Below are 19,856 nucleotides of genomic sequence, written 5' to 3' on the forward strand. Positions count from 1 at the left end.
GACCACCTTAACGTGCAAGGGCGGTCGTGTGTGCAAGGAAAGTTAAATGCCAATCCCATAAAACACGTTAATCGGCGGGATGCACGCCCCGCCGGCAGGCACTGCGAAAAATCGGTGGTTCAGTTCACCGTGACAGGTTTCGAACGCATGCGGGCGACGGTTTCCCGCTCGGCCCGCTTGCAGCGCATCGGCGGCAGGTTGCGGTCCATCAGGTCCATGTCCTCGAGCACCATGTCGCCCATCTTCTTGAAGGCGCTGTCGAGCGCGCCGGCGCGATGGGCCGAACGCAGGAAGCCCGGCAGGCGCCGGACCGGATGGTCGAGCGGCAGGGGCTCTTCCGGAAAGACGTCGCTGGCCGCCACGATATGGCCGCGTGCGACGGCGGCCATCAGTGCGTCGAAGTCGACGACGCCGGCGCGGCTGAGCAGGATGAAGGCGGCACCCGGCCGCATACGGGCAAAGGCCTTCTCACCGAGGAAGCCTTCGTTCTCGCTGGTGACCGCGGCGACGACGAAGACGAAGTCGCTGTCGCCGAGGACCGTATCGAGCGATGCCGGCTCGACGCCGTTGTCCCTAAGGATCGAAGCCGGCATCCAGGGGTCGAAGACGCGGATCCTGGCGCGAAAGCCGGAGAGCACGCGGTTCAGCGCCTTGCCGAGGTCGCCGAAGCCGATGATGCCGATGTCGGCGCCGGAGAGAAGCCGCGCCGAGCGGTTGCCGTCGCCACGCCAGAGTTCGCGGCCCTCGCGGAAGGCAAGGTCGGCGTCGACGATGCCGCGGGCGATGTTGAGCGCCATGGCGAGGCCGAGTTCGGCGACAGGCTCGGCAAACACCTGGCCGGTGGTCACCACGTGGATGCCGCGTTCGAACAGCACCTCGTAGGGCATGTTGTTGATCAGGTTGCTTTCGACGTTGAGGATCGCCCGGAGCTGGCCCATGCGCTGCAGCGTGGCGTGATCGAGCGGCGGCTGGCCGATGATGTAACGCGCTTCAGACAAGACAGCGTCGCCGAGCCCGGCGATGTCGTCCGGATCGGCTTCGACGATCCGGTAGCGCCGATTGAGATCCTTCAACGCCTCCGGCGTGAAGATCAGGTCGAGCGTGCGCGGAGCGGGTGCGCTGATGGCGAGCGGCTTCGTATCGGACATGGTTCCTCCCACTGCATGTTTCCTTTGATCGTAACTGATTGAAGGATGAAAACACGCAGCAATTCAAAGTGCTAGAGCGACCATTGCGCGTCTGGTAGGATGCGCGGCGCCGTCGGCGGAGGCAGCCGCGGCCGTCGGGTCGCGGAGCATACGAGCGGGTGGCGGCCGATGACGGATCGCCTTAGTAGCCGAGGCCGCGTTTCTGCCGATAGAGCGACGGCGGCAGATCGCTGCCCTGGAAGACCGGTCCATCACCGCGGCGGCAATTGTAGATCGTGTCGTAGACGGGGCGGCCGCGAGCCGTCGATTCGAACGGATAATTGCGGTCGACGAAGGTCTGCTCACATACAATGTGGTTGCCGCCGCCGTTCAGCGGGTCCATCTGGCGCACGCCGGGCAGATCCCGGTAGGTCTGTGCCGGTGCCGGGACGGCGGAGAACCCCAAAGTCAGCGCAAGGGCCGAAAGGGTGAGAGCAGAGCGAAAAGACGTCATTGTCAGGGCTTTCGAACGGGCGACCGGCTGGCGGCACACGGTAACGGTATCGCCGGCGCCAAACTTGCGCTATAGGCGACACCATTTCGTTTGATCTGGGGATTTTCGATGGTGAATGCAATACGGGTCCATGAAGGCGACATTTCCGCGGTTGATGCTGCGCGCTATACGGGCGCGATCGCCATCGACACTGAAACGCTCGGCCTCATCCCCCGCCGTGACCGTCTCTGTGTCGTGCAGCTTTCGCCGGGCGACGGCACGGCCGACGTGATCCGTATCGCCGCCGGGCAGACGCAAGCGCCGAACCTCGTCGCCATGCTTGCCGATCCGGCCCGCCAGAAGATCTTCCATTTCGGTCGCTTCGATATCGCCGTGCTGTTCCACACCTTCGGGGTGACGACGACGCCGGTCTTCTGCACCAAGATCGCCTCGCGGCTGACCCGGACCTACACCGATCGCCATGGCCTCAAGGACAATCTCAAGGAGATGCTCGACGTCGACATCTCCAAGCAGCAGCAGTCGTCCGATTGGGCGGCGGATATCCTGTCGCCGGCGCAGCTCGAATATGCGGCTTCCGATGTGCTGCACCTGCATGCGCTGCGCGACAAGCTGACAGCGCGCCTCATCCGAGACGGCCGGCTGGAGCTCGCCGACGCCTGCTTTGCCTTCCTGCCGACGCGATCCAAGCTCGACCTGCTGGGCTGGGACGAGACGGATATCTTCGCGCACAGCTAGGCCGGCGACCGCAGCGCTGTGGCGGCATGGCGTCAGGGCGTCAGATACAGGATAACGGCATAGCGCGCCGCCTTGCCGATCGAGACGAACAGCAGGAACAGCGGCAGCGGCATGCGCAACAGGCCGGCAACCAGCGTCAACGGGTCGCCGATGACGGGAAGCCAGGAGAGCAGCAGCACGGGCTGGCCGTAGCGGGCAAAGAGCGCCTCGGCCTTTTGCCGGCCGGCCGCCGAAACCGGAAACCAGCGCCGCCCTTCGAAGCGGATGAGAAAACGCCCCAGCGCGAAATTGACGACGGCGCCGAGCACGTTGCCGAGCGTCGCCGCGACGAAGAGGGCGGATCGACCCGTCTCTCTGTGCAAGGCCGCGGCAACGACCGCAGCCTCGGACATGCCGAAGAGCAGCGTCGCCGACAGGAACGCAGCGGAAAAGACGCCGGCGAGAATTCCGAAATCCAGGATCAGCTCCTGTCCGTATGGCCGAGATCGCGCTCCGGCTCGATGATATCGCGGATACGCTGCTTCAGTTCCTTGGGGCCGGGAAAGCCGCCATCGCGCTTGCGCTCCCAGACGAGCGCGTCATCGACCCGGATTTCGAAATTTCCGCCGGTACCGGGAATGAGCGCCACTTCGCCAAGCGATTGTCCGAACGTCTGCAGCAATTCCTGCGCCATCCAGCCGGCGCGCAGGAGCCAGTTGCACTGGGTGCAATAGAGGATGGTGATGCGCGGCTTCTGGTCCATGGCTTGGTCTCGGACATGTCTCGGAGCGGCGACCATACCGGCGGCGTCTGGCGGAAACAACTGCGTCGCGCTTACCGTAGCTGCTCACGCCGCGCTCACACAATTGTCAACCAGTTTAGTCAATGTTTTATCGGCAGGTAGCTTGCTTTGAGCGGGCGGCGCGGAGAGAGATGCGGCATTGCACAAATTGTCGCACCCCAACCGCCGGAGAGGCCCTTCATGACCGACGTCACCGTTTCCAGTTCCCGCCCGCGCGCCATCTTGCCGGCGCTGGAAAAGATCTATCTGCCGCTCGATGGCTTTGCCGAGACGTTGCTGCGCGTACTCGCCGGTGCCCTGCTGGCCGTCCATGGCTTCGGCAAGATCACGGATCCCTTCGGCGCGATCGGCATGGTCGAAGGCCTGGGTTTCTATCCCGGCGTCTTCTGGTCGCCGCTTCTCGCCGCCACCGAATTCTTCGGCGGCATCCTGGTTGCGATCGGCCTGCTGACGCGCCCGGCGGCTTTCGCCGGCATGATCGTTCTGCTCGTCACCGTCTATTTCCACGGCGTCGTGCAGGGCGAGGGCCTGTTCGGTGCCGAGAAGTCGATCCTCTGGGCGGCGATCCTGTTCTTCTTCGCCATCCGCGGCGCCAACGGCCAGTCGGTCGACGCCAGGCTCGGCAAGCAGTTCTGATCGATCGCACGATGAACGGGGAAACGGGGAGGTGGCGAAAGCCGGCCTCCCCGTTTTTCGTTTGGCGGCATGTAATGGCGGTCGACCTTCAGAGAATACGCAATTCCGGACAGAAAACCGTTTCACACCTTTCCTGGAATTGCTTGGGGCGTCACGCTGCGGATGGTCATGCGATGCACCTTCCCGGACCGGTCCTGCCAGTCGATCGACTGGCCGACGGAAAGGCCGATCAAAGCCGCTCCAACAGGCGTCAGCACCGAGATGCGTCCGGCCTCGATATCGGCCTCGCCGGGATAGACGAGCGTCACCTGCTTGGCAAAGCCGTTGTCGGCGTCAAAGGCAACGCTGGAACCCATCTGCACGCTGTCAGCCGGCAGCGCGCCCGGCGCGCCGATGCGAGCGCGGTCGAGCTCGCAGAGAAGCGATTCGGCCACGTCGGGCACGCGATCGAGCGCCGATGAGGCCAATGCCGTCAGCCGCTTGTGGTCCTCGGCATTGATGATGATGGAGGGAAGTTTCTTGCGGGATGCCGCCATGATGTGACCTGCCGTGTTCGGCCGTGGCGCCTGCGGGCGCGCTCGGAATCGAATTTCTGGGAATTCGGCGCTGTTCAGCCGCGTCTGAAATTTCTTCTGTCGACGCGAAAGGCTCCCCTCACCCGGAGAGCGCAAACATCCGGGCCGGGGTCAGGTTCCTGCGATCGGGCACACCCGGAAGCAGTGATAGGAAGAAGTCGTCGACATCATGATGCCGCAAGGGTCGGAAAGTTTGACCAGGAAGTCAAGACCCGTACCGGGGCGCGGCAAAGCGCGGGGTGCGGATCATCGCGCCTCTTGAACAGCGGCCGCGCTCGTGATCAATCTCGGTTCGCGACGGCGAAGGGAAGGTGACGATGCGGGTTTTGGTGGTTGAAAACATGGCGAAGACCGAGCTCGGCCAGGTCGGCACGGCGCTTCGCGAGGTCAAGGCGCAGATCGAGATCCATCGCGCCTATCTTGGCGATACCATTCCTGCAACGCCCGAGGGTTATGATGCGCTCGTCGTGCTCGGTGGCGAGCAGAGCGCGCTCGATGATGCTGCCTATCCCTATCTGCCTGACCTGGCCGCGCTGATGCGCGCTTTCGGCGACAGCGGCCGCTCCGTGCTTGGCATCTGCCTCGGAAGCCAGCTTCTCGCGCGGGCCTATGGCGCCGAAAATCTGCTGGGCGCCGCCAGGGAGTTCGGCTGGTGCCAGGTCCAGGTGCGCGCCGAAGGCGCCGAGGACCCGGTGCTCTCCAGCGTCGGCCAGAGCTTCCCGATCTTCCAATGGCACGGCGATACCTTCTCGTTGCCTGATGGCGCTGTGCACCTCGCCGAAAACGCTGTCACCACCCATCAGGCCTTCCGCATCGGCCGCGCCGCCTATGGCACTCAATTCCATTTCGAGGCGGACACGCACCTGGTCGAGGATTGGAACCGTGCCTTCCCGGATACGATCAACCGGCTCGACCCCACCTGGCTTGCCCGCTATCGCGAGCACGCTGCCCGCCATGGCCGAGCGGCCGATGCTGCCGGCCTGGCGCTGGCGCGCGCCTGGGTGGCGACGATCGGTCGCCGGGAGGGCGTCGGGATGAATAAGGATCCCGTTCTGGAGGAGGTAGACGGATGAGTGGAACACTGAACGGCGGCTGCTTCTGCGGCAAGATCCGCTATCGGCTGAAGGCCGCGCCGATGTTCGTCAACTGCTGTCACTGTAGCGATTGCCAGCGCCAGGTCGGCAGTGCCTTCGTCGTCAACGGCGTCATCGAGCGCGAAAACATCGAGCTCACCGAGGGCGAGCCCGTTGTCGTCACGCTCCCCACCGACAGCGGTCGCCCGCACGACGTCTATCGTTGCGCCGAATGCCAGACGGCGCTCTGGAGCGACTACGGCCGGCGCGGCTGGCTCTCCTTCCTTCGCATTGCCAGCCTCGATCGGCCCTCGGACTTCCCGCCGGATGCGCACATTTTCACTCGCTCCAAGGTGAAGTGGCTGTCGCTCGAGGGCGGCGCCCCGGCCTTCGAGGTCTATTACGACATGAAGACCATGTGGCCGGCCGAAAGCCTGGCACGACGCGAGGCGGCGGAAGCAAAGGCAAAGGCGTGACCGCCAGCGAACGCGACAAGATGGCCGCTGGCGAGTGGTACTCGTGCCTCGACGACGAACTCGACGCGCTTCGCCTCACGGCGCGTGAAGCGGTCCACCAGCACAACACCATGCCGCCGGCGGAGCGTGGAAGCATGGCGCCTGCCTTGCGCGCGCTGTTCGGTGCGGTCGCCGATGACGTCTTCATCGAGGCGCCGTTCCATTGTTCCTACGGCATCAACATCCATCTCGGCGCCCGCGTCTATCTCAACGCCGGCTGCACCATCCTCGATAGCGGTCGGGTGACGATCGGCGAGGGGACGATGCTCGGGCCAAGCGTGCAGATCTATTGCGCCGAACACCACAAGGATGCCGCGCTCCGGGGGCAGGGCCTCGAAGTCGCTCGCCCTGTGACGATCGGCTCGGATGTCTGGATCGGCGGCGGCGCGATCATTCTCGGTGGGGTCACAATCGGCGACGGCGCGATCGTCGGCGCGGGTTCGGTGGTGACGAAGGACGTGCCCGCCGGCGCGATCGTCGTCGGCAACCCGGCGCGCCCGCTGCCCAGCGCCCCTATATCGGGAGAGGCGTGAACCGGCTCCGTCCGGAACTGCGTGATTGCAAGGGCCGGATCAGCCTCATCGTTCCAGCGGACGGATGAAATGATCCGGGCGATTTCAGGAGGACAATTTTCGATGACGAATGAGATGAAGACGATCCATGTACGCCCGGCGCGACCCGACGACGCACCGGCACTCTGCGCCTTCCTGAACGAGATCATCCGGATCGGCGGCACCACCGCCCACCAGACGCCGTTCACGCCCGAAAGCTTCGTTGCCCACTATCTCGCCGGCCCCGGCTTTGTGAGCTGCTTCGTCGCCGAGGACGAGAATGGTGAACCTTGCGCCTTCCAGGCGCTGGATCGCTGGGACGGAATACCCGAGGACTGGGCCGACATCGGCACCTTCTCCCGCCCCGGCAACAAGGTGCCCGGCGCCGGCACCGCGCTCTTCAAGGCCACTTGCGACCACGCCCGCTCGATCGGCCTCAAGGCGCTCAACGCCACCATCCGCGCCGACAACCTGGGCGGCCTCACCTATTACGGCAAGATGGGCTTCGTCGACTACAAGGTCGACAAGGCCGTGCCGCTGAACGATGGGCGCTTGGTGGATCGGATCTCGAAGCGGTATCTGCTTTGAGGGGTGAGATCTGTCGCTGGGCGGGCCAAACCGCCCACGGTCATCCTCGGGCTTGACCCGAGGATCCAGTCGCAAGCCGACCCGAGGGCTATTGCCGTGCAACGCGCTCTTTACTCGTCGCCCATCTTCAGCGCGGCGATGAAGGCTTCCTGCGGGATCTCCACCTTGCCGAACTGGCGCATGCGCTTCTTGCCGGCCTTCTGCTTTTCCAAGAGCTTGCGCTTGCGGGTGGCGTCGCCGCCGTAGCACTTGGCCGTCACGTCCTTGCGCAGGGCCGAGATGGTTTCGCGGGCGATGACGTTGCCGCCGATCGCCGCCTGGATCGGGATCTTGAACATGTGCTTCGGGATCAGCTCCTTGAGCTTCTCGCACATTTCGCGGCCGCGCTTTTCGGCCGCCATCCGATGCACCATCATCGACAGCGCGTCGACCGGCTCGCCGTTGACGAGGATCGACATCTTCACGAGGTTGCCTTCCTTGTGCTCGGTGATCTGGTAGTCGAACGAGGCATAGCCCTTGGAGATCGACTTCAGCCGGTCGTAGAAGTCGAACACGACTTCGTTGAGCGGCAGGTCGTAGGTCAGCATCGCGCGGGTGCCGACATAGGTCAGCTCGATCTGGATGCCGCGGCGGTCCTGGCAGAGCTTGAGGATGCCGCCGAGATAGTCGTCGGGCGTCAGGATCGTCGCGCGGATCCACGGCTCGTGGATCTCGGCGATCTTGACGACATCGGGCATGTCGGCCGGGTTGTGCAGCTCGCGCTCCGTGCCGTCGGTCATGAACAGCTTGTAGACGACCGAAGGCGCGGTTGCGATCAGGTCGAGGTCGAACTCGCGCTCCAGGCGCTCCTGGATGATTTCGAGGTGCAGGAGGCCGAGGAAGCCGCAGCGGAAGCCGAAGCCGAGCGCTGCCGACGATTCCATTTCGAAGGAGAACGACGCGTCGTTGAGGCGCAGCTTGCCCATCGCCGAGCGCAGATCCTCGAAGTCGGCGGCGTCGACCGGGAAGAGGCCGCAGAAGACCACCGGCTGCGCCGGCTTGAAGCCCGGCAGGGCCTTGTCGGTCGGGCGCTTGTCCTCGGTGATGGTATCGCCGACGCGGGTATCGGCCACTTCCTTGATCGAAGCGGTGATGAAGCCGATCTCGCCCGGCCCCAGCGCGTCCATGTTGACCATCTTCGGCGTCAGCACGCCGACACGTTCGATCGTGTACTTGGCGTCGGTGCCCATCATGCGGATGGTCATGCCCTTCTTGAGCGTGCCGTCGATGATGCGCACGAGAACCATGACGCCGAGATAGGTGTCGTACCAGCTATCGACCAGCAACGCCTTCAAGGGAGCCGCATCGCCGCCTTCGCTCTTCGGCGCCGGCAGCTTGGTGACGATCGCTTCGAGCACATCAGGGATGCCGAGGCCGGTCTTGGCCGAGATCAGCACGGCGTCGGAGGCGTCGATGCCGATCACTTCCTCGATCTGCTCCTTGATGCGGTCGGGTTCGGCCGCCGGCAGGTCGATCTTGTTGAGCACGGTGACGAGCTCGTGGTTGTTGTCGATCGCCTGATAGACGTTGGCGAGCGTCTGGGCCTCGACGCCCTGGGAGGCGTCGACGACGAGCAGCGAGCCTTCGCAGGCCGACAGCGAACGCGAGACTTCGTAGGCGAAGTCGACGTGGCCGGGGGTGTCGATCAGGTTCAGCACATAGGTTTCGCCGTCATTGGCCTTGTAGTGCAGGCGCACCGTCTGGGCCTTGATGGTGATGCCGCGCTCGCGCTCGATATCCATGCTGTCGAGCACCTGCTCGGACATTTCCCGCTCGGCGAGGCCGCCGGTGGACTGGATCAGCCGGTCGGCAAGCGTCGACTTGCCGTGGTCGATGTGGGCCACGATCGAGAAGTTGCGGATATGCGAAAGGGGCGTCTTCGAAGATGTTGTGCTCATGGGCCGCATATAGCAGCGCCTTCAACCGCCGCAAAGCGGGAAATGAAGGCTTCGTTCACTATAAATCGGCCTATTCGGCGCCCGCCTCGGCATCGACGAGCGCGCCGGCATTCGGCACCTGCGCGCTCCTGATCTCGAAGCTCTCGCGCTCGGCCGCCGGCACCTCGTCGCGTTTCCTCAGCCGCATGAGCACGAAGAGGGCGTAGAGGGCGGCAACGGCCATCGCCGCATAGATGAAGGTGCGCTGCCCGAACACCGGTGTCAGCAGCGTCACCAGCATCGGCACGACGGTCGCGGCGATCGACCAGGCAACCAGCATGGTGCTGGCAAGTGGCACGAAATCCGCGGGGTCCGTGCGGTCGTTGGCGTGCGCATTCGCGATCGAATAGACGGTCTCGACCGCGCCGGCAAAGAGCGCGAAGACCAGCATCAGCAGGATCAGATTGCCGAAGGAGGCCGAAAGCGCAAAGAAACCGGCGGCGAGGATCAACAGGCAGGTGCCGATTAACACGAGCCGTCGGTCGATCCGGTCGGACAGCGTTCCCATCGGGTACTGGATGGCGATGAGCCCGAACTGCATCACGAACATGAGGTTGGCGACATCGCTCTGGCTGACGTCGTTGGCGGCCGCATAGATCGGGGTGAAGCCCTGCACCACCATCGACAGGCCGCCGGCGGCCAGCACGCCGATGAAGGCGACGGGGGAATTGCGCCAGACCATCGGGATGTCGATGCTGACCTTGGCGGGCGCCGGCGGCGTCGGCAGTCGCGTCAGCCCGATCGGCAGCAGCGCAAGCGCAGTGAAGAAGATGGTGACGAGTGGCGGCAGGTTGCCGTCGGCCGGGATCTGCCCGAACAGCCAGGCGCCGGTACCGAGCCCGATGACATAGGCCATGTAGAACAGCGCCATCGCCTTGCCGCGCCAGTGGTTCTCGCTCGCATGGTTGAGCCAGCTCTGGGCGATGATGAAATTGGTGTTGCCGGATGCGCCGTAAAGGCCGCGGGCAAGCACCCACAAGAGCGGATGCACGCCGAGCGCGATCGTCAGCGCCGAGAGGATGACGAGCGCCATCGAGCAGGAAAAGGCGCGGGCATGGCCGACCCGGCGGATCATCGGCCCGGCGATGACGCAGCCGATCAGCCCGCCGAAGGCGATCATGGTGACGGCCGCACCCGGCACCCAGTCCGGCGCGTCCGAGCGCGTCAGCGCGAAGGGCACATAGGCGAGCATCATGCCGTTGCCGATCGCGACCGCCGTCATCGAGGTGACGATGCTGGCGATCGAGGTCAGCGAGGAGGGCTGCTTTGTCATGTCCAACCTGTCGATGAAGGCGCACCTGAAGGGCGCACGGGCGTGATCAATGAGAACCGTCTAAAGTATTGAAGTGTAAGCTTTTCTCGTTTCCGTTCGCGAAACCGCGACCATAGCAGAAAGACCTTTGTCGTGCTGTCGCCAAAGCGGCATCGCATGCCCGTATTTTAATCTTTCTCAGTCTTGACTCCACTATATGAGAAATGCAATCTCAAATAATGGAAAACGTCACCGACCCTCTCGAATATGCCATCGGCGAGCGGATCCGCACGCTGCGCACCGAACAGAACCTGACGCTCGACGAGCTTGCCAGCAGTTCCGGCGTCAGCCGCGCGATGATCTCGCGCATCGAGCGCGGCGAGGCGAGCCCGACCGCCCAGCTTCTCGCCAAGCTCTGCAGCGCGCTCAGCACGACGCTCTCAGCCCTTTTTGCCTTCGACACCAAGGAGGCGTCGCCGCTTGCGAAACGTGTCGACCAGCGGCTCTGGCGTGATCCTGAGTCCGGCTATTTGCGCCGCTCGGTTTCGCCCGATGGTCTCGGCTCGCCCGTCGATATCGTCGAGGTCGAGTTTCCGCCGGGCGCCCGTGTCGTGTTCGAGCGCCAACCGTCCGACCGGGGCATCACCCAGCATCTCTGGCTGTTTTCCGGCCGGCTGGAACTGACAACCGAATCCGGCTCCCACTCGCTCGAGCCAGGCGACTGCCTGTTCATGGCTCTGGGGGCAGGCCACATCTTCCACAACCCCTATGATGAGCCGGCTCACTATGCCGTCATCCTCTGCCGCACCAAGGTTTGAACATGTCCGATTTCCAGATCCGCCTGCTCGATGAAACCCAGGCCCGCCTCGCCATCCCGGCACTTGCCGAGGTGCTTTCCGACTGCGTCGAGGGGGGCGCTTCTGTCGGTTTCATGCAACCCTATCCGCCGGAAAGCGCGCTCGCCTATTGGAGTGGCGTCGTCGAAGCGGTCGCCGCGAACGAAACGCTGCTGATGGTGGCGGAGGAAGCGGGCCGCATTCTCGGCACCGTTCAGGTGGGTGTCGCGCAAATGCCGAATCAGCCGCATCGCGGCGACCTCAAGAAATTGCTCGTCCATCGCGCCGCCCGCGGCAAGGGGCTGGCGCGGCGGCTGATGGAGGCGGCCGAGCGCGAGGCCGCGGCCCGTGGCAAGACGCTGCTGGTGCTCGATACGGCAACCGGCAGCGAGGCGGAGACGATCTATCCCCGCCTCGGCTGGGAGCGCGTCGGTGTCATCCCCGATTATGCCATGTGGCCCGAAGGCGGCCTTTGCGCCACGACCTTCTTCTACAAGCGGATCGCGCTCCAAGGGTGATTGCGTGATCGCGCCGCTCACCCTAGAAAAGAGCGATGCTCCCTATTGACCTCAACTATGCTTGAGGTCGTACGCCTGCTCTTGTTCAAAAGAGAGCAGAGGAAAGAGCAATGAGCACCGCATCCGAAACCGCCGTCGTAGCGCCGCTGTACCGCATCAACAAATACACCGTGCCGGTCGAGGCGCGGCAGCAGTTCGTCGAGCTGGTCGACAAGACGCTTGCGGTCATCCGCAAGCAGGATGGCTATGTGAAGGACCTGTTCCTGGAGCAGCACGCCGGTCCCGGCCAGTTCGATTTCATCACCATGATCGAGTTCGCCAGTGCGGATGTCGCGCCGAAGGTCGCGGCCGCTCTGGGTGAGTTCGACCGCAGCCTTGGCCTCGACCGCGAAGCCCTGATGAAGACGCTTGGCATCCGCACCGATTTTGCCAGCTACAGGGCTTTCGCCGGACTGGCTGCTTAAACGGAACCGGCCCGGCAGCTTGGTCGGGTCGGGTTCGCCGATTGGCGAAAAGTGCAGTCCGCCGTCAGGAAACGAAGAACGACGACAGGCCCTGGCCGGCGGCAAAGGCCATATAGGCAAGCACGGTGAAGTAAACAGTCGTTGCGACCAGGAAGAGATAACCGCCGGCCACCATCAGCCCATCGCGCTGGATAATGCCGAGCGAGAGTAAGAGGATCGCAATCCCCGGCAGCGTGTTCGACAGCGGAATAAGCCCGAGCGGGAACATCAAGAGAATGCCGCCGGCCATGATCATCAGGCCGTTGAAGCGGTTCATCACCGCGCCCTGCGTCAGGAAGCCGAGGCGCGGCCGCACGTAGCGGTCGAGCTTGGAGACGATGCTCGCCCCCTTCTGCAGGGTCGGCACCAGCTTCTCGGTCTCGATCTTGCGGTCGAGAATGCGCTGCGGCACCCAGGGCAGGCGGTTGAGCGTGACCGACACGGAGATCAGGATGATGGCGGCGCCGAAGACGGTGCTGACGCCGGGGATCGACACCGGCAGCAGGAACGGCAGCGTTAGCAACGCACAAAGCAGCAGGAAGCCCTGTTCGCCGATCTCGGTCATCAGTTCGCGCAGCGTGATCGTCTCACCGCGGATAGAGGCAATCATGCCGTTGAGCGTGTCGCTGAGACTGCGTTGCGTGTCGCCGAACTCGATTGCCATCAAACTTGCCTCGTCATTTTCAATGGGCGGTGGCGGAAAGCCGCGCACATTTTACCCTGGTCGCCTGGATGTCCGTCCTACCAAGGGCATGTGAAGGATCGGTTATGATGTGGCCGACCGACACACCATAATGCGGTGAAACGGCATTTGCCGTTAAACCATGGCGTGATTGGGACGCCTCTTCATCTTCCTGCCGCAATCGATAGTATGAAGCACTTTCGAGCACCAATGGGGACAACTGATTCCATGATCAAGAAATGCGCCATTCTGGCTGTTGCGGCCATCTATCTTTCGGGATGCACCACCACCGATCCCTATACGGGTGAACAGAAGATGTCGAACACGGCCGGCGGCGCGCTGATCGGCGCAGGCCTCGGTGCAGCGACCGGTCTGCTCGTCGGCGGCAGCGCCGCAGGGCGGCGCGACGCAGCCCTCGTCGGTGCCGCGATCGGCGGTCTCGGCGGCGGCCTGATCGGCAACTACATGGACCAGCAGGAAGCGGAGCTGCGCGCCCAGCTTCAGGGCACCGGCGTCTCCGTGACCCGCGCCGGCGACCGCATCATCCTCAACATGCCGTCGAACATCACGTTTGCGACCGACCGCGACCAGGTGATCCCGACCTTCTACGACACGCTGAACTCGGTGGCGATCGTGCTGCGCAAGTTCAACAAGACGATGATCGACGTCGATGGCCATACCGATTCGACCGGCAGCGCCTCCTATAACCAGGGTCTTTCCGAGCGCCGTGCCGCCTCGGTTGCCAACTATCTGGCAGGCCAGGGCGTCGACCAGCGCCGCATGTCGGCCATGGGCTACGGCAAGGAGCGCCCGATCGCTTCCAACGCAACGGAAGCCGGCCGCGCGCAGAACCGCCGTGTCGAAATCTCGATCGCTCCGATCAAGGCCTGATCGGCAGACACTGACTGTTTGTTATCGAGGGGCTGCGCCGCGAGGCGCGGCCCTTTTCATATTTGCTTGAAACGGTAGCGAAGCAGGCGCCCCATGCGGCGCAGCACGGGGACCACGCTCACGAACTGGATCGCGATCCGCGCCATCGGCGACATGCGCGCAATCTGCGCGGCATCGTAGTCATGGATGTCTTCGAGCAGCGTCAGCCCGGGCACCTCGCGTTCCAGCGCCCGTGCGTCCTCGATCCCCCAGCGAAGCTCCGCGCCCGTTGCGCGCAAGGATGGATTGAAGCGCAGAAGCTCGATGGCGATATGGCTATAGGCGTCGAAGACGATCTCGCCGCCGGCAAGGCAGGTCACGAGCCGTCGCATGAGGTCGCGCACCTCCTGGTCGCGAAGATAGGGCAGCACGCCTTCGGCGACGACGATCGTCGGCCGGTCATCAGGAATGCGGTCGATCCAATCCCGCTCGGTAATGGATGAGGCGATCGCGGTGCAGCCGATGCGATCGGGGAAGAGCTGCTGTCGCAAGGCGATCACATCCGGAAAATCGACGTCGAACCAGGCGACGGAGGAAGGCGGATCGAGCCGGAGGATCCGTGTATCGAGGCCGCAGCCGAGATTGAGCACGACCGCATCCGGGTGGCGTTGGATGAAGGCTCGGGTCCATCGGTCGAGCAGATAGGCACGAACCGCGATGCCGATCGTCATGTCGTGGCCGACATCGAGTGCTTTCGCCTTGCCGTCGAGGCGTCGCATCAGCTCGGCGGCGAAACGATCGCGCAGAAGGGAATCGGGAAACGCGCTCTCCGCAGCCTTCGCCCGGAGCGTGATCAGCAGCGTTTCGCGCACGCCATGAAGGCCGAGGCTCTCGGCTTCCATCGTCTCCTCCCGACGGCGCCGTCGAACGCGTCAGCGGTGCCATAGTCCTTGCCTCGCGACCCGCCGTCGTTTCGGCAGGCCGCAATACCCGATAAGGCCTAAGCCGTCGTTCGTCTTGCGCGCCATACGCGCCTGGCCGTCAGCACAGCCAGTGCCGGCAGCAGCGCAAACAGACCGAAGAGCCAGGCCGTCGCCAGTGCCACGCCGCCCTCCGACGACGACTCGATGCCGGCGAGGTTGGCGGTCAGTCCGGCAAGCGCGGCGCCGAGTGCAGCGGCAAAGAGCTGGACCGTGGTGATCGAGCTCGATGCCTTCTCCGCTTCACCCTCTGGCGCGAACTCATAAACGGCCGTGACGATATGCGGCCAGGCAAAACCCATGCCGAAGCCGACCGCGATGATGCCGATGCAGAGCGGTGCCGCGATGACCAGGAACTCGGCGCCCGCAATCGGCATGAACAGGGCAATCAGGGTCAGGCCGATGAAACCGAAGGCCGGACCGGCAAAGATCGTCTGCTTCGCCCGCTCTCCGTGCCAGTGGGCACTCGTCATCGATCCCGCCGTCCAGCCGATCGACATCAGCGCCGCGATATAGCCAGCCACCAGCGGCGACAGCTCATGCAGTTCCTGCAGCAGGTACGGCACATAGATTTCCGGCTGCAGGCCGACCATCAACAGCGTGATCGTAACATAAAGGGCGGCCAGCGGGGAGGTGAGGGTGAAGCTGCCGGAAGGCAAAAGCTTGCCCGCCGCCCGGCGCTCGATAAACAGTAGGCTCAGGAACAGGAAGATCGCGGCTCCGACGCAGCCGATTTGTTCGAGGGCCGTGGCGCGCGTGCTCGCAACCGAAAGCGCAAGCACGATGCCGACGAGAAGCAGGAGCTGCAGCAGTGGAAGCGGCGTGCGCCCTTCTTCGGCGGCTGCCTTGCGCGGCAGCGTCGAGAAGGCGAGCGCGGCAAGCAGTGCCGTCAGCGGCAGCAGCGACCAGAAGGCGATGCGCCAGGTGGAGAACTCGGCAAACATACCGCCGATCGCCGGTCCGATCAAAGTCGCCGTTCCCCAGGTTGCCGAAATCAGGCCGATGGCGCGGGTCCAGAGTTCGGGCCGGAACACCTGCCGGATCACGCCGTAGGCGAGCGCATAGAGCAGGCCGCCGCCGAAGCCCTGGATCGCACGGCCGGCAAGCAGCATCGCCATCGAAGGGGTCGTGGCGCAGAGGAGCGTCCCCAAGCCGAAAACGAGCGCGCCGATTGCATAGGCACCGCCGGCGCCGACGACACCGAGCAGCCGCGCCGACAATGCGGCGCCGAGAATGGAGGCGGCGACGAAGACGGTGGTGCTCCAGGCGTAATATTCGAGCCCGCCGATCTCGCGCACGATCGACGGCATGATCGTCGTCACCACATAGATGTTGAGCGCATGCAGCGCGACGCCGCCGCTGAGCACGAGCGAGTGCACGGCGTTTTCGCCCGTCAGCAGCGCGCGCCAGCCGGTTTCCTGTTGCGGAGCGGGTGTTTTCTCAAGCATGTCAGTACCTCACGCGGGGCAACGCAGCGGACGCGTATTGGCCCATCCGGTATCGGGAGATCGCGTTCGCTTCGGCGGTGCCGCTATGTCAGTGGAGCGCAGCCTCGCCAAAATGCGTGAGCTTGTCCGGGTTGCGCATGATGAAGATGTCGTCGACGTTTCCGTCGCCGTCATAGCCGAAGGCGACCGTCGCGGCGATCTCGTTTTTCGCTTCGTCCCGAAGCACGATGCCGCGGCCGCCATTGATGTCGCCGATTTCCCAGGTGTAGTGCGCCCAGTATTCGGTGAGCCGATCGATGATGAAGGCGAGCACCGTCTCCTTGCCGGAGAGTACGCCGAGCACGGTCGCCACCTTGCCGCCGCCGTCGGCCGTCAGCTTCACGTCGGCTGAAAGAAGGGCTGAAAGCCCGGCCACGTTGCCGCCGTGGATCGCCTGGTGGAAGGCCGACAGCAGCGCGTCCTGCCGCTCGCGAGGCGTCTGGTGCCGGGCTTTCTCCAGGCCGATATTCGTCTTGGCACGCGAGACCAGCTTGCGGGCGGCCGCCTCCCGCATGTCCAAGGTTTCGGCCACCTCGTCATAGGGCTGGCCGAAAATCTCGTGCAGCAGATAGGCGGCGCGCTCCTTCGGCGTCAGCCGTTCGAGCATCAGCAGGAACGCCGTCGTCAGCGAAGAGGTCAGCGCCAGCTTCTCTTCGGCGTTGTCCTCGCTCGCCGTATGGATCGGTTCGGGCAGCCACGCACCGACATAATCGACGCGCTTGCGATGTGCGCCCTTGAGCAGATCCAGGCAGCGGCGCGTGCAGGCGGTCGTCAGCCAGGCCGCAGGGGTTTCGATCGCCGCGCGATCGATCTCCTGCCATTTCAGGAAGGTGTCCTGCACCGCATCCTCCGCATCCGCGCGTGAGCCGAGGATGCGATAGGCGAGGCCGAGAAGGCGCGGGCGCGCCTCCTCGAAGATCTGCATGTGCTGGCGATCGTTCATGTCAGTGCCTCGAAATCTGGATGCGGTTCCAAAGGTTGATCATCGCCACAGTCGAGGTGATGACGCTGATCTCCTTTTCGCTGAAATGCCGGCGCAGCTCGGCGCGGAGCGATGCGAAATCGGTGCGCGGCTCGAGTTCCGTCAGCGCTTCGGTCCAGGCAAGCGCTGCCTTCTCGCGCGGTGTGAAATCATTGACCTGGTCCCAGACGATGATGCGGTCAAGCCGCTCGCTGCTCTCGCCCTCGGCACGGGATTCCTTGGTATGCATCTTCACGCAGAAGCCGCAGCGGTTGATCTGCGAGGCGCGAAGCTGCACGAGATTGTGAATCGTCGGGTCGAGTCCGTGCAGGTCCATGGCCTTGTGCACATCGGCGAGCGCGCCGAGCACATCGGGGATTTCCTGTTCGTAGCGGACGGCTTTCGTATCGGTCATGGTCTCAACTCCGTCGTTGTCGTGTTGCCTATGACCATGTGACGATCGACGCAGGATGCCTGTGACGCGCCTTCGCGATTTTCCTGCGGAGGCACCAAGAAAAAATGTAGGTTCCAGATATTTTGATGAAGTTTCAACAGCTTGGCGAGACGCGATTTCTCGCGTGTCAGCCTTTCGGCGGGTAGCTGTGCTCGCCGCCGCGAAAATCGGTAATCGTGTAGCAGCCGCCGCCATCGGCTGCGATCGCCGCGGCGCTGATCACCGCCTTGCCGTGGCCGCCGGGAATGTCGAGAATATAGGTCGGCTGGCCGAGGCCGGAGACCCGGCCGCGCAGGGCGGAGACCAGCGCCTGGCCTTCCTCGATCGTCAGGCGGAAATGGCTGGTGCCCGGCGCCAGGTCCGGATGATGCAGATAATAGGGCTTGATCCGGGTTTCGACGAAGGCGCGCATCAGTGCGGCCAGTACCTCCGCATCGTCATTGACGCCCTTCAAGAGCACCGACTGGCTGATCATGACGACGCCGGCATCGATCAGGCGCGCCGCGGCGGCGCGCGCCTCTTGCGTCAACTCGCGCGGATGGTTGGCATGCAGCGCGACATAGGTCGCCTTGCCGCTGGATTTCAACGCCGCGATCAGGTCGGCGTCGATACGCGACGGCTCGACCACCGGCACGCGCGTGTGGAAGCGGACGACCTTCACATGCGGGATCGGCTTCAGCCGCTCCATGAGCTCGGTTAGCCGTCGCGGCGAAAGCACCAGCGGATCGCCGCCGGTGAGGATGACTTCCCAGATTTCCTCGTGGCTTGCGATATAGGCGATCGCCGTGTCGAGTTCGGCCGGCGTCAGCGTGCCAAGCCCCTGCGGACCGACCATCTCGCGGCGGAAGCAGAAGCGGCAATAGACCGGGCAGACATGCACGGCCTTCAAGAGCACCCGGTCCGGATAGCGGTGGACGATGCCGGCGACCGGACTATTCGGCTTGTCGCCGATCGGATCGTCGCGCTCTTCGGGAAGCAGCGTCAGTTCGGCGGCATCCGGCACGAACTGCCGGGCAATCGGGTCCGCCGGATCGCTGGGGTCGATGAGGTCGGCGATGACAGGGCTAATCGCGACGGCGTAGCGCTCGGCGACCGCGGCAATGGCGGTCTCCCGGGAGCTGTCGACGAGACCGGCTTCCACCAGCTCGCGCGCGGTCCTGATCGGGCGGTGGACGTTCACGGCTGCGTCTCCGCCACCGGTGCCCAGAGCACCTGGTCGATGCGAGACGCGCCGGTTGCGAGCATCACCAGCCGGTCGAAACCGAGCGCGATGCCGCTCGCTTCCGGCATGATGGCGAGCGCCGCCAGGAAATCCTCGTCGAGCGGATAGGTCTCGCCATAGACGCGCGCCTTTTCGGCCATCTCCATCTCGAAGCGCCGGCGTTGCTCCGCTGCGTCGGTCAGTTCGCCAAAGGCATTGGCGAGCTCGACGCCGCAGGCATAGAGCTCGAAACGTTCCGCGACGCGCCGGTCGCGCCCGGCCGGCCGCGCCAGCGCCGCTTCGGCAGTCGGGTATTCGTCGAGGATCGTCGCGCGGCCGAAGCCGAGATGCGGCTCGACCTTTTCCACGAGCACGCGGCTGAAGAGATCCGCCCAGGTGTCATCGGATGCGACCCGCAGGCCGACCGTCGTCATGGCCGAGGCGAGGCGATCGCGGTCGGTTTCACCGTCGGCGGCGATCGAGGCCAGCAGGTCGATGCCGGCGAAACGCTCGAAGGCATCGGCGACGCTGAGGCGCTCGGGCGTGGCGAAGGGATCGCAGACATGTCCCTGGAAGGTGAATTGCCTGGTGCCGGTGGTCTCTGCCACGAGCGCCAGGATCTCGGCGCAATCGCGCATCAGCGCCTCGTAGCTTTCGCCGGCGCGATACCATTCGAGCATGGTGAACTCGGGGTGATGCAGCGGCCCGCGCTCGCGGTTGCGGTAGACATGGGCAAAGCAGGCGATGCGCCGTTCACCGGCGGAAAGCAGCTTCTTGCAGGCGAATTCCGGCGAGGTGTGCAGGTAGAGCGGATGGCCGGAGCCGTCGTGGTTGAGCGCCTCTGTCGCGAAGGCGTGCAGATGCGCCTCGTTGCCGGGCGAGACCTGCAGCGTCGCCGTGTCGACCTCGATGAAATCGCGTGTCTCGAAGAACCGGCGCAATGCCGATTGGATCCGGTTGCGGCCGAGAAGAAACGGGCGCCGGTCGGCATGGACATCGGGTGTCCACCAGGGTGAGGCATGCGACATGATCGGTTCAGTC

24 protein-coding genes are annotated in these 19,856 nt (G+C 64.4%); 10 read left to right on the top strand and 14 right to left on the bottom strand.

Annotated elements, in window-relative coordinates:
• Window positions 1-119 precede the first annotated feature (119 nt).
• Together BHMPCIPO_RS01855 and BHMPCIPO_RS01860 are read right to left on the bottom strand one after the other, a co-directional pair.
• Window positions 120-1,148 carry a hydroxyacid dehydrogenase gene (locus tag BHMPCIPO_RS01855; protein ID WP_173515192.1) on the bottom strand — a complete coding sequence of 343 codons (1,029 nt, stop codon included), beginning with the start codon at window positions 1,146-1,148 and terminating at the stop codon, window positions 120-122.
• A gap of 181 nt (window positions 1,149-1,329) precedes the next feature.
• Entirely contained in the window at window positions 1,330-1,641 is a 312-nt protein-coding gene (locus tag BHMPCIPO_RS01860) for a hypothetical protein (protein WP_173515193.1), read from the bottom strand.
• 108 nt (window positions 1,642-1,749) lie between these two features.
• On the opposite strand from BHMPCIPO_RS01860, the gene BHMPCIPO_RS01865 reads away from it, so the two are divergent.
• Window positions 1,750-2,376, top strand: coding sequence for a ribonuclease D (locus BHMPCIPO_RS01865; protein ID WP_173515194.1), 627 nt, complete (start codon window positions 1,750-1,752; stop codon window positions 2,374-2,376).
• A gap of 32 nt (window positions 2,377-2,408) precedes the next feature.
• Here the strand turns inward: BHMPCIPO_RS01865 and BHMPCIPO_RS01870 are convergent, their stop codons facing one another.
• Window positions 2,409-2,768 (bottom strand): YqaA family protein, encoded by a 360-nt coding sequence (locus BHMPCIPO_RS01870; protein ID WP_173515195.1) that lies wholly within the window; start codon window positions 2,766-2,768, stop codon window positions 2,409-2,411.
• A 68-nt stretch (window positions 2,769-2,836) separates the two neighbouring features.
• Window positions 2,837-3,118 (bottom strand): Rdx family protein, encoded by a 282-nt coding sequence (locus BHMPCIPO_RS01875; RefSeq protein ID WP_173515196.1) that lies wholly within the window; start codon window positions 3,116-3,118, stop codon window positions 2,837-2,839.
• A 219-nt stretch (window positions 3,119-3,337) separates the two neighbouring features.
• Here BHMPCIPO_RS01875 and BHMPCIPO_RS01880 point away from each other — a divergent pair, with 219 nt between their 5' ends.
• Window positions 3,338-3,793 carry a DoxX family protein gene (locus tag BHMPCIPO_RS01880; RefSeq protein ID WP_173515197.1) on the top strand — a complete coding sequence of 152 codons (456 nt, stop codon included), beginning with the start codon at window positions 3,338-3,340 and terminating at the stop codon, window positions 3,791-3,793.
• Window positions 3,794-3,915: 122 nt separating this feature from the next.
• On the opposite strand, the gene rnk is transcribed toward BHMPCIPO_RS01880, so the two are convergent.
• Entirely contained in the window at window positions 3,916-4,329 is a 414-nt protein-coding gene (rnk, locus tag BHMPCIPO_RS01885; protein WP_173515198.1) for a nucleoside diphosphate kinase regulator, read from the bottom strand.
• A 356-nt stretch (window positions 4,330-4,685) separates the two neighbouring features.
• Here rnk and BHMPCIPO_RS01890 point away from each other — a divergent pair, with 356 nt between their 5' ends.
• The 4 genes from BHMPCIPO_RS01890 (at window position 4,686) to BHMPCIPO_RS01905 (ending at window position 7,095) form a co-directional block, all read left to right on the top strand.
• Entirely contained in the window at window positions 4,686-5,441 is a 756-nt protein-coding gene (locus BHMPCIPO_RS01890) for a type 1 glutamine amidotransferase (RefSeq protein ID WP_173515199.1), read from the top strand.
• Window positions 5,438-5,917: a GFA family protein gene (locus tag BHMPCIPO_RS01895; RefSeq protein ID WP_173515200.1), complete on the top strand. Its 480-nt coding sequence runs from the start codon at window positions 5,438-5,440 to the stop codon at window positions 5,915-5,917. Before BHMPCIPO_RS01890 ends, BHMPCIPO_RS01895 begins: the two co-directional genes overlap by 4 nt.
• Window positions 5,914-6,489 (top strand): sugar O-acetyltransferase, encoded by a 576-nt coding sequence (locus BHMPCIPO_RS01900; RefSeq protein WP_173515201.1) that lies wholly within the window; start codon window positions 5,914-5,916, stop codon window positions 6,487-6,489. Before BHMPCIPO_RS01895 ends, BHMPCIPO_RS01900 begins: the two co-directional genes overlap by 4 nt.
• Window positions 6,490-6,591: 102 nt before the next feature.
• The gene (locus BHMPCIPO_RS01905; protein WP_246304236.1) at window positions 6,592-7,095 is read left to right on the top strand and encodes a GNAT family N-acetyltransferase; all 504 of its coding nucleotides are present in this window, start codon (window positions 6,592-6,594) and stop codon (window positions 7,093-7,095) included.
• 110 nt (window positions 7,096-7,205) lie between these two features.
• On the opposite strand, the gene lepA is transcribed toward BHMPCIPO_RS01905, so the two are convergent.
• Both lepA and BHMPCIPO_RS01915 read right to left on the bottom strand, forming a co-directional pair.
• On the bottom strand, window positions 7,206-9,032 hold the full coding sequence (gene lepA / locus BHMPCIPO_RS01910) for a translation elongation factor 4 (RefSeq protein ID WP_376741612.1): 1,827 nt from the start codon (window positions 9,030-9,032) through the stop codon (window positions 7,206-7,208).
• A gap of 70 nt (window positions 9,033-9,102) precedes the next feature.
• Window positions 9,103-10,344, bottom strand: a complete 1,242-nt coding sequence (locus BHMPCIPO_RS01915) for an MFS transporter (RefSeq protein ID WP_173515203.1) — start codon at window positions 10,342-10,344, stop codon at window positions 9,103-9,105.
• A 218-nt stretch (window positions 10,345-10,562) separates the two neighbouring features.
• On the opposite strand from BHMPCIPO_RS01915, the gene BHMPCIPO_RS01920 reads away from it, so the two are divergent.
• The 3 genes from BHMPCIPO_RS01920 to BHMPCIPO_RS01930 all read left to right on the top strand — a co-directional run bounded on the left by BHMPCIPO_RS01920 (window position 10,563) and on the right by BHMPCIPO_RS01930 (window position 12,141).
• Window positions 10,563-11,141, top strand: coding sequence for a helix-turn-helix domain-containing protein (locus tag BHMPCIPO_RS01920; protein WP_173515204.1), 579 nt, complete (start codon window positions 10,563-10,565; stop codon window positions 11,139-11,141).
• 2 nt (window positions 11,142-11,143) lie between these two features.
• Window positions 11,144-11,677, top strand: a complete 534-nt coding sequence (locus BHMPCIPO_RS01925) for a GNAT family N-acetyltransferase (RefSeq protein WP_173515205.1) — start codon at window positions 11,144-11,146, stop codon at window positions 11,675-11,677.
• 110 nt (window positions 11,678-11,787) lie between these two features.
• On the top strand, window positions 11,788-12,141 hold the full coding sequence (locus BHMPCIPO_RS01930) for an antibiotic biosynthesis monooxygenase (protein ID WP_173515206.1): 354 nt from the start codon (window positions 11,788-11,790) through the stop codon (window positions 12,139-12,141).
• Window positions 12,142-12,205: 64 nt separating this feature from the next.
• Here the strand turns inward: BHMPCIPO_RS01930 and BHMPCIPO_RS01935 are convergent, their stop codons facing one another.
• Window positions 12,206-12,844, bottom strand: coding sequence for an exopolysaccharide biosynthesis protein (locus tag BHMPCIPO_RS01935; RefSeq protein ID WP_173515207.1), 639 nt, complete (start codon window positions 12,842-12,844; stop codon window positions 12,206-12,208).
• Window positions 12,845-13,090: 246 nt separating this feature from the next.
• Between BHMPCIPO_RS01935 and BHMPCIPO_RS01940 the strand changes: the two genes are divergently transcribed.
• The gene (locus BHMPCIPO_RS01940) at window positions 13,091-13,753 is read left to right on the top strand and encodes a YiaD family glycine zipper/OmpA-like lipoprotein (protein WP_173515208.1); all 663 of its coding nucleotides are present in this window, start codon (window positions 13,091-13,093) and stop codon (window positions 13,751-13,753) included.
• Between the two features lie 56 nt (window positions 13,754-13,809).
• Here BHMPCIPO_RS01940 and BHMPCIPO_RS01945 read toward each other — a convergent pair whose 3' ends face one another.
• The 6 genes from BHMPCIPO_RS01945 to epmA all read right to left on the bottom strand — a co-directional run bounded on the left by BHMPCIPO_RS01945 (window position 13,810) and on the right by epmA (window position 19,843).
• Window positions 13,810-14,634, bottom strand: a complete 825-nt coding sequence (locus BHMPCIPO_RS01945; RefSeq protein WP_173515209.1) for a class I SAM-dependent methyltransferase — start codon at window positions 14,632-14,634, stop codon at window positions 13,810-13,812.
• A gap of 98 nt (window positions 14,635-14,732) precedes the next feature.
• A complete protein-coding gene (locus BHMPCIPO_RS01950) occupies window positions 14,733-16,160 on the bottom strand; it encodes an MFS transporter (protein WP_173515210.1) in 1,428 nt (475 codons plus the stop codon).
• 88 nt (window positions 16,161-16,248) lie between these two features.
• Window positions 16,249-17,142 (bottom strand): RNA polymerase sigma factor SigJ, encoded by an 894-nt coding sequence (gene sigJ, locus BHMPCIPO_RS01955; RefSeq protein ID WP_173515211.1) that lies wholly within the window; start codon window positions 17,140-17,142, stop codon window positions 16,249-16,251.
• Between the two features lies 1 nt (window position 17,143).
• Window positions 17,144-17,575: a carboxymuconolactone decarboxylase family protein gene (locus tag BHMPCIPO_RS01960; protein WP_173515212.1), complete on the bottom strand. Its 432-nt coding sequence runs from the start codon at window positions 17,573-17,575 to the stop codon at window positions 17,144-17,146.
• Between the two features lie 166 nt (window positions 17,576-17,741).
• On the bottom strand, window positions 17,742-18,794 hold the full coding sequence (locus tag BHMPCIPO_RS01965; RefSeq protein ID WP_173515213.1) for a lysine-2,3-aminomutase-like protein: 1,053 nt from the start codon (window positions 18,792-18,794) through the stop codon (window positions 17,742-17,744).
• A complete protein-coding gene (gene epmA, locus BHMPCIPO_RS01970) occupies window positions 18,791-19,843 on the bottom strand; it encodes an EF-P lysine aminoacylase EpmA (protein ID WP_173515214.1) in 1,053 nt (350 codons plus the stop codon). Before epmA ends, BHMPCIPO_RS01965 begins: the two co-directional genes overlap by 4 nt.
• Window positions 19,844-19,856: the final 13 nt, after the last annotated feature.

Source organism: Ensifer sesbaniae (assembly GCF_013283665.1).
Classification (GTDB): domain Bacteria; phylum Pseudomonadota; class Alphaproteobacteria; order Rhizobiales; family Rhizobiaceae; genus Ensifer; species Ensifer sesbaniae.

Bases quoted from the DNA above. Each gene is read 5' to 3' on its own strand.
- BHMPCIPO_RS01855 (WP_173515192.1), bottom strand. From the start codon at position 1,148: ATGTCCGATACGAAGCCGCTCGCCATCAGCGCACCCGCTCCGCGCACG.
- BHMPCIPO_RS01860 (WP_173515193.1), bottom strand. From the start codon at position 1,641: ATGACGTCTTTTCGCTCTGCTCTCACCCTTTCGGCCCTTGCGCTGACT.
- BHMPCIPO_RS01865 (WP_173515194.1), top strand. From the start codon at position 1,750: ATGGTGAATGCAATACGGGTCCATGAAGGCGACATTTCCGCGGTTGAT.
- BHMPCIPO_RS01870 (WP_173515195.1), bottom strand. From the start codon at position 2,768: ATGTCCGAGGCTGCGGTCGTTGCCGCGGCCTTGCACAGAGAGACGGGT.
- BHMPCIPO_RS01875 (WP_173515196.1), bottom strand. From the start codon at position 3,118: ATGGACCAGAAGCCGCGCATCACCATCCTCTATTGCACCCAGTGCAAC.
- BHMPCIPO_RS01880 (WP_173515197.1), top strand. From the start codon at position 3,338: ATGACCGACGTCACCGTTTCCAGTTCCCGCCCGCGCGCCATCTTGCCG.
- rnk (WP_173515198.1), bottom strand. From the start codon at position 4,329: ATGGCGGCATCCCGCAAGAAACTTCCCTCCATCATCATCAATGCCGAG.
- BHMPCIPO_RS01890 (WP_173515199.1), top strand. From the start codon at position 4,686: ATGCGGGTTTTGGTGGTTGAAAACATGGCGAAGACCGAGCTCGGCCAG.
- BHMPCIPO_RS01895 (WP_173515200.1), top strand. From the start codon at position 5,438: ATGAGTGGAACACTGAACGGCGGCTGCTTCTGCGGCAAGATCCGCTAT.
- BHMPCIPO_RS01905 (WP_246304236.1), top strand. From the start codon at position 6,592: ATGACGAATGAGATGAAGACGATCCATGTACGCCCGGCGCGACCCGAC.
- lepA (WP_376741612.1), bottom strand. From the start codon at position 9,032: ATGAGCACAACATCTTCGAAGACGCCCCTTTCGCATATCCGCAACTTC.
- BHMPCIPO_RS01915 (WP_173515203.1), bottom strand. From the start codon at position 10,344: ATGACAAAGCAGCCCTCCTCGCTGACCTCGATCGCCAGCATCGTCACC.
- BHMPCIPO_RS01920 (WP_173515204.1), top strand. From the start codon at position 10,563: ATGGAAAACGTCACCGACCCTCTCGAATATGCCATCGGCGAGCGGATC.
- BHMPCIPO_RS01925 (WP_173515205.1), top strand. From the start codon at position 11,144: ATGTCCGATTTCCAGATCCGCCTGCTCGATGAAACCCAGGCCCGCCTC.
- BHMPCIPO_RS01930 (WP_173515206.1), top strand. From the start codon at position 11,788: ATGAGCACCGCATCCGAAACCGCCGTCGTAGCGCCGCTGTACCGCATC.
- BHMPCIPO_RS01935 (WP_173515207.1), bottom strand. From the start codon at position 12,844: ATGGCAATCGAGTTCGGCGACACGCAACGCAGTCTCAGCGACACGCTC.
- BHMPCIPO_RS01940 (WP_173515208.1), top strand. From the start codon at position 13,091: ATGATCAAGAAATGCGCCATTCTGGCTGTTGCGGCCATCTATCTTTCG.
- BHMPCIPO_RS01945 (WP_173515209.1), bottom strand. From the start codon at position 14,634: ATGGAAGCCGAGAGCCTCGGCCTTCATGGCGTGCGCGAAACGCTGCTG.
- BHMPCIPO_RS01950 (WP_173515210.1), bottom strand. From the start codon at position 16,160: ATGCTTGAGAAAACACCCGCTCCGCAACAGGAAACCGGCTGGCGCGCG.
- sigJ (WP_173515211.1), bottom strand. From the start codon at position 17,142: ATGAACGATCGCCAGCACATGCAGATCTTCGAGGAGGCGCGCCCGCGC.
- BHMPCIPO_RS01960 (WP_173515212.1), bottom strand. From the start codon at position 17,575: ATGACCGATACGAAAGCCGTCCGCTACGAACAGGAAATCCCCGATGTG.
- epmA (WP_173515214.1), bottom strand. From the start codon at position 19,843: ATGTCGCATGCCTCACCCTGGTGGACACCCGATGTCCATGCCGACCGG.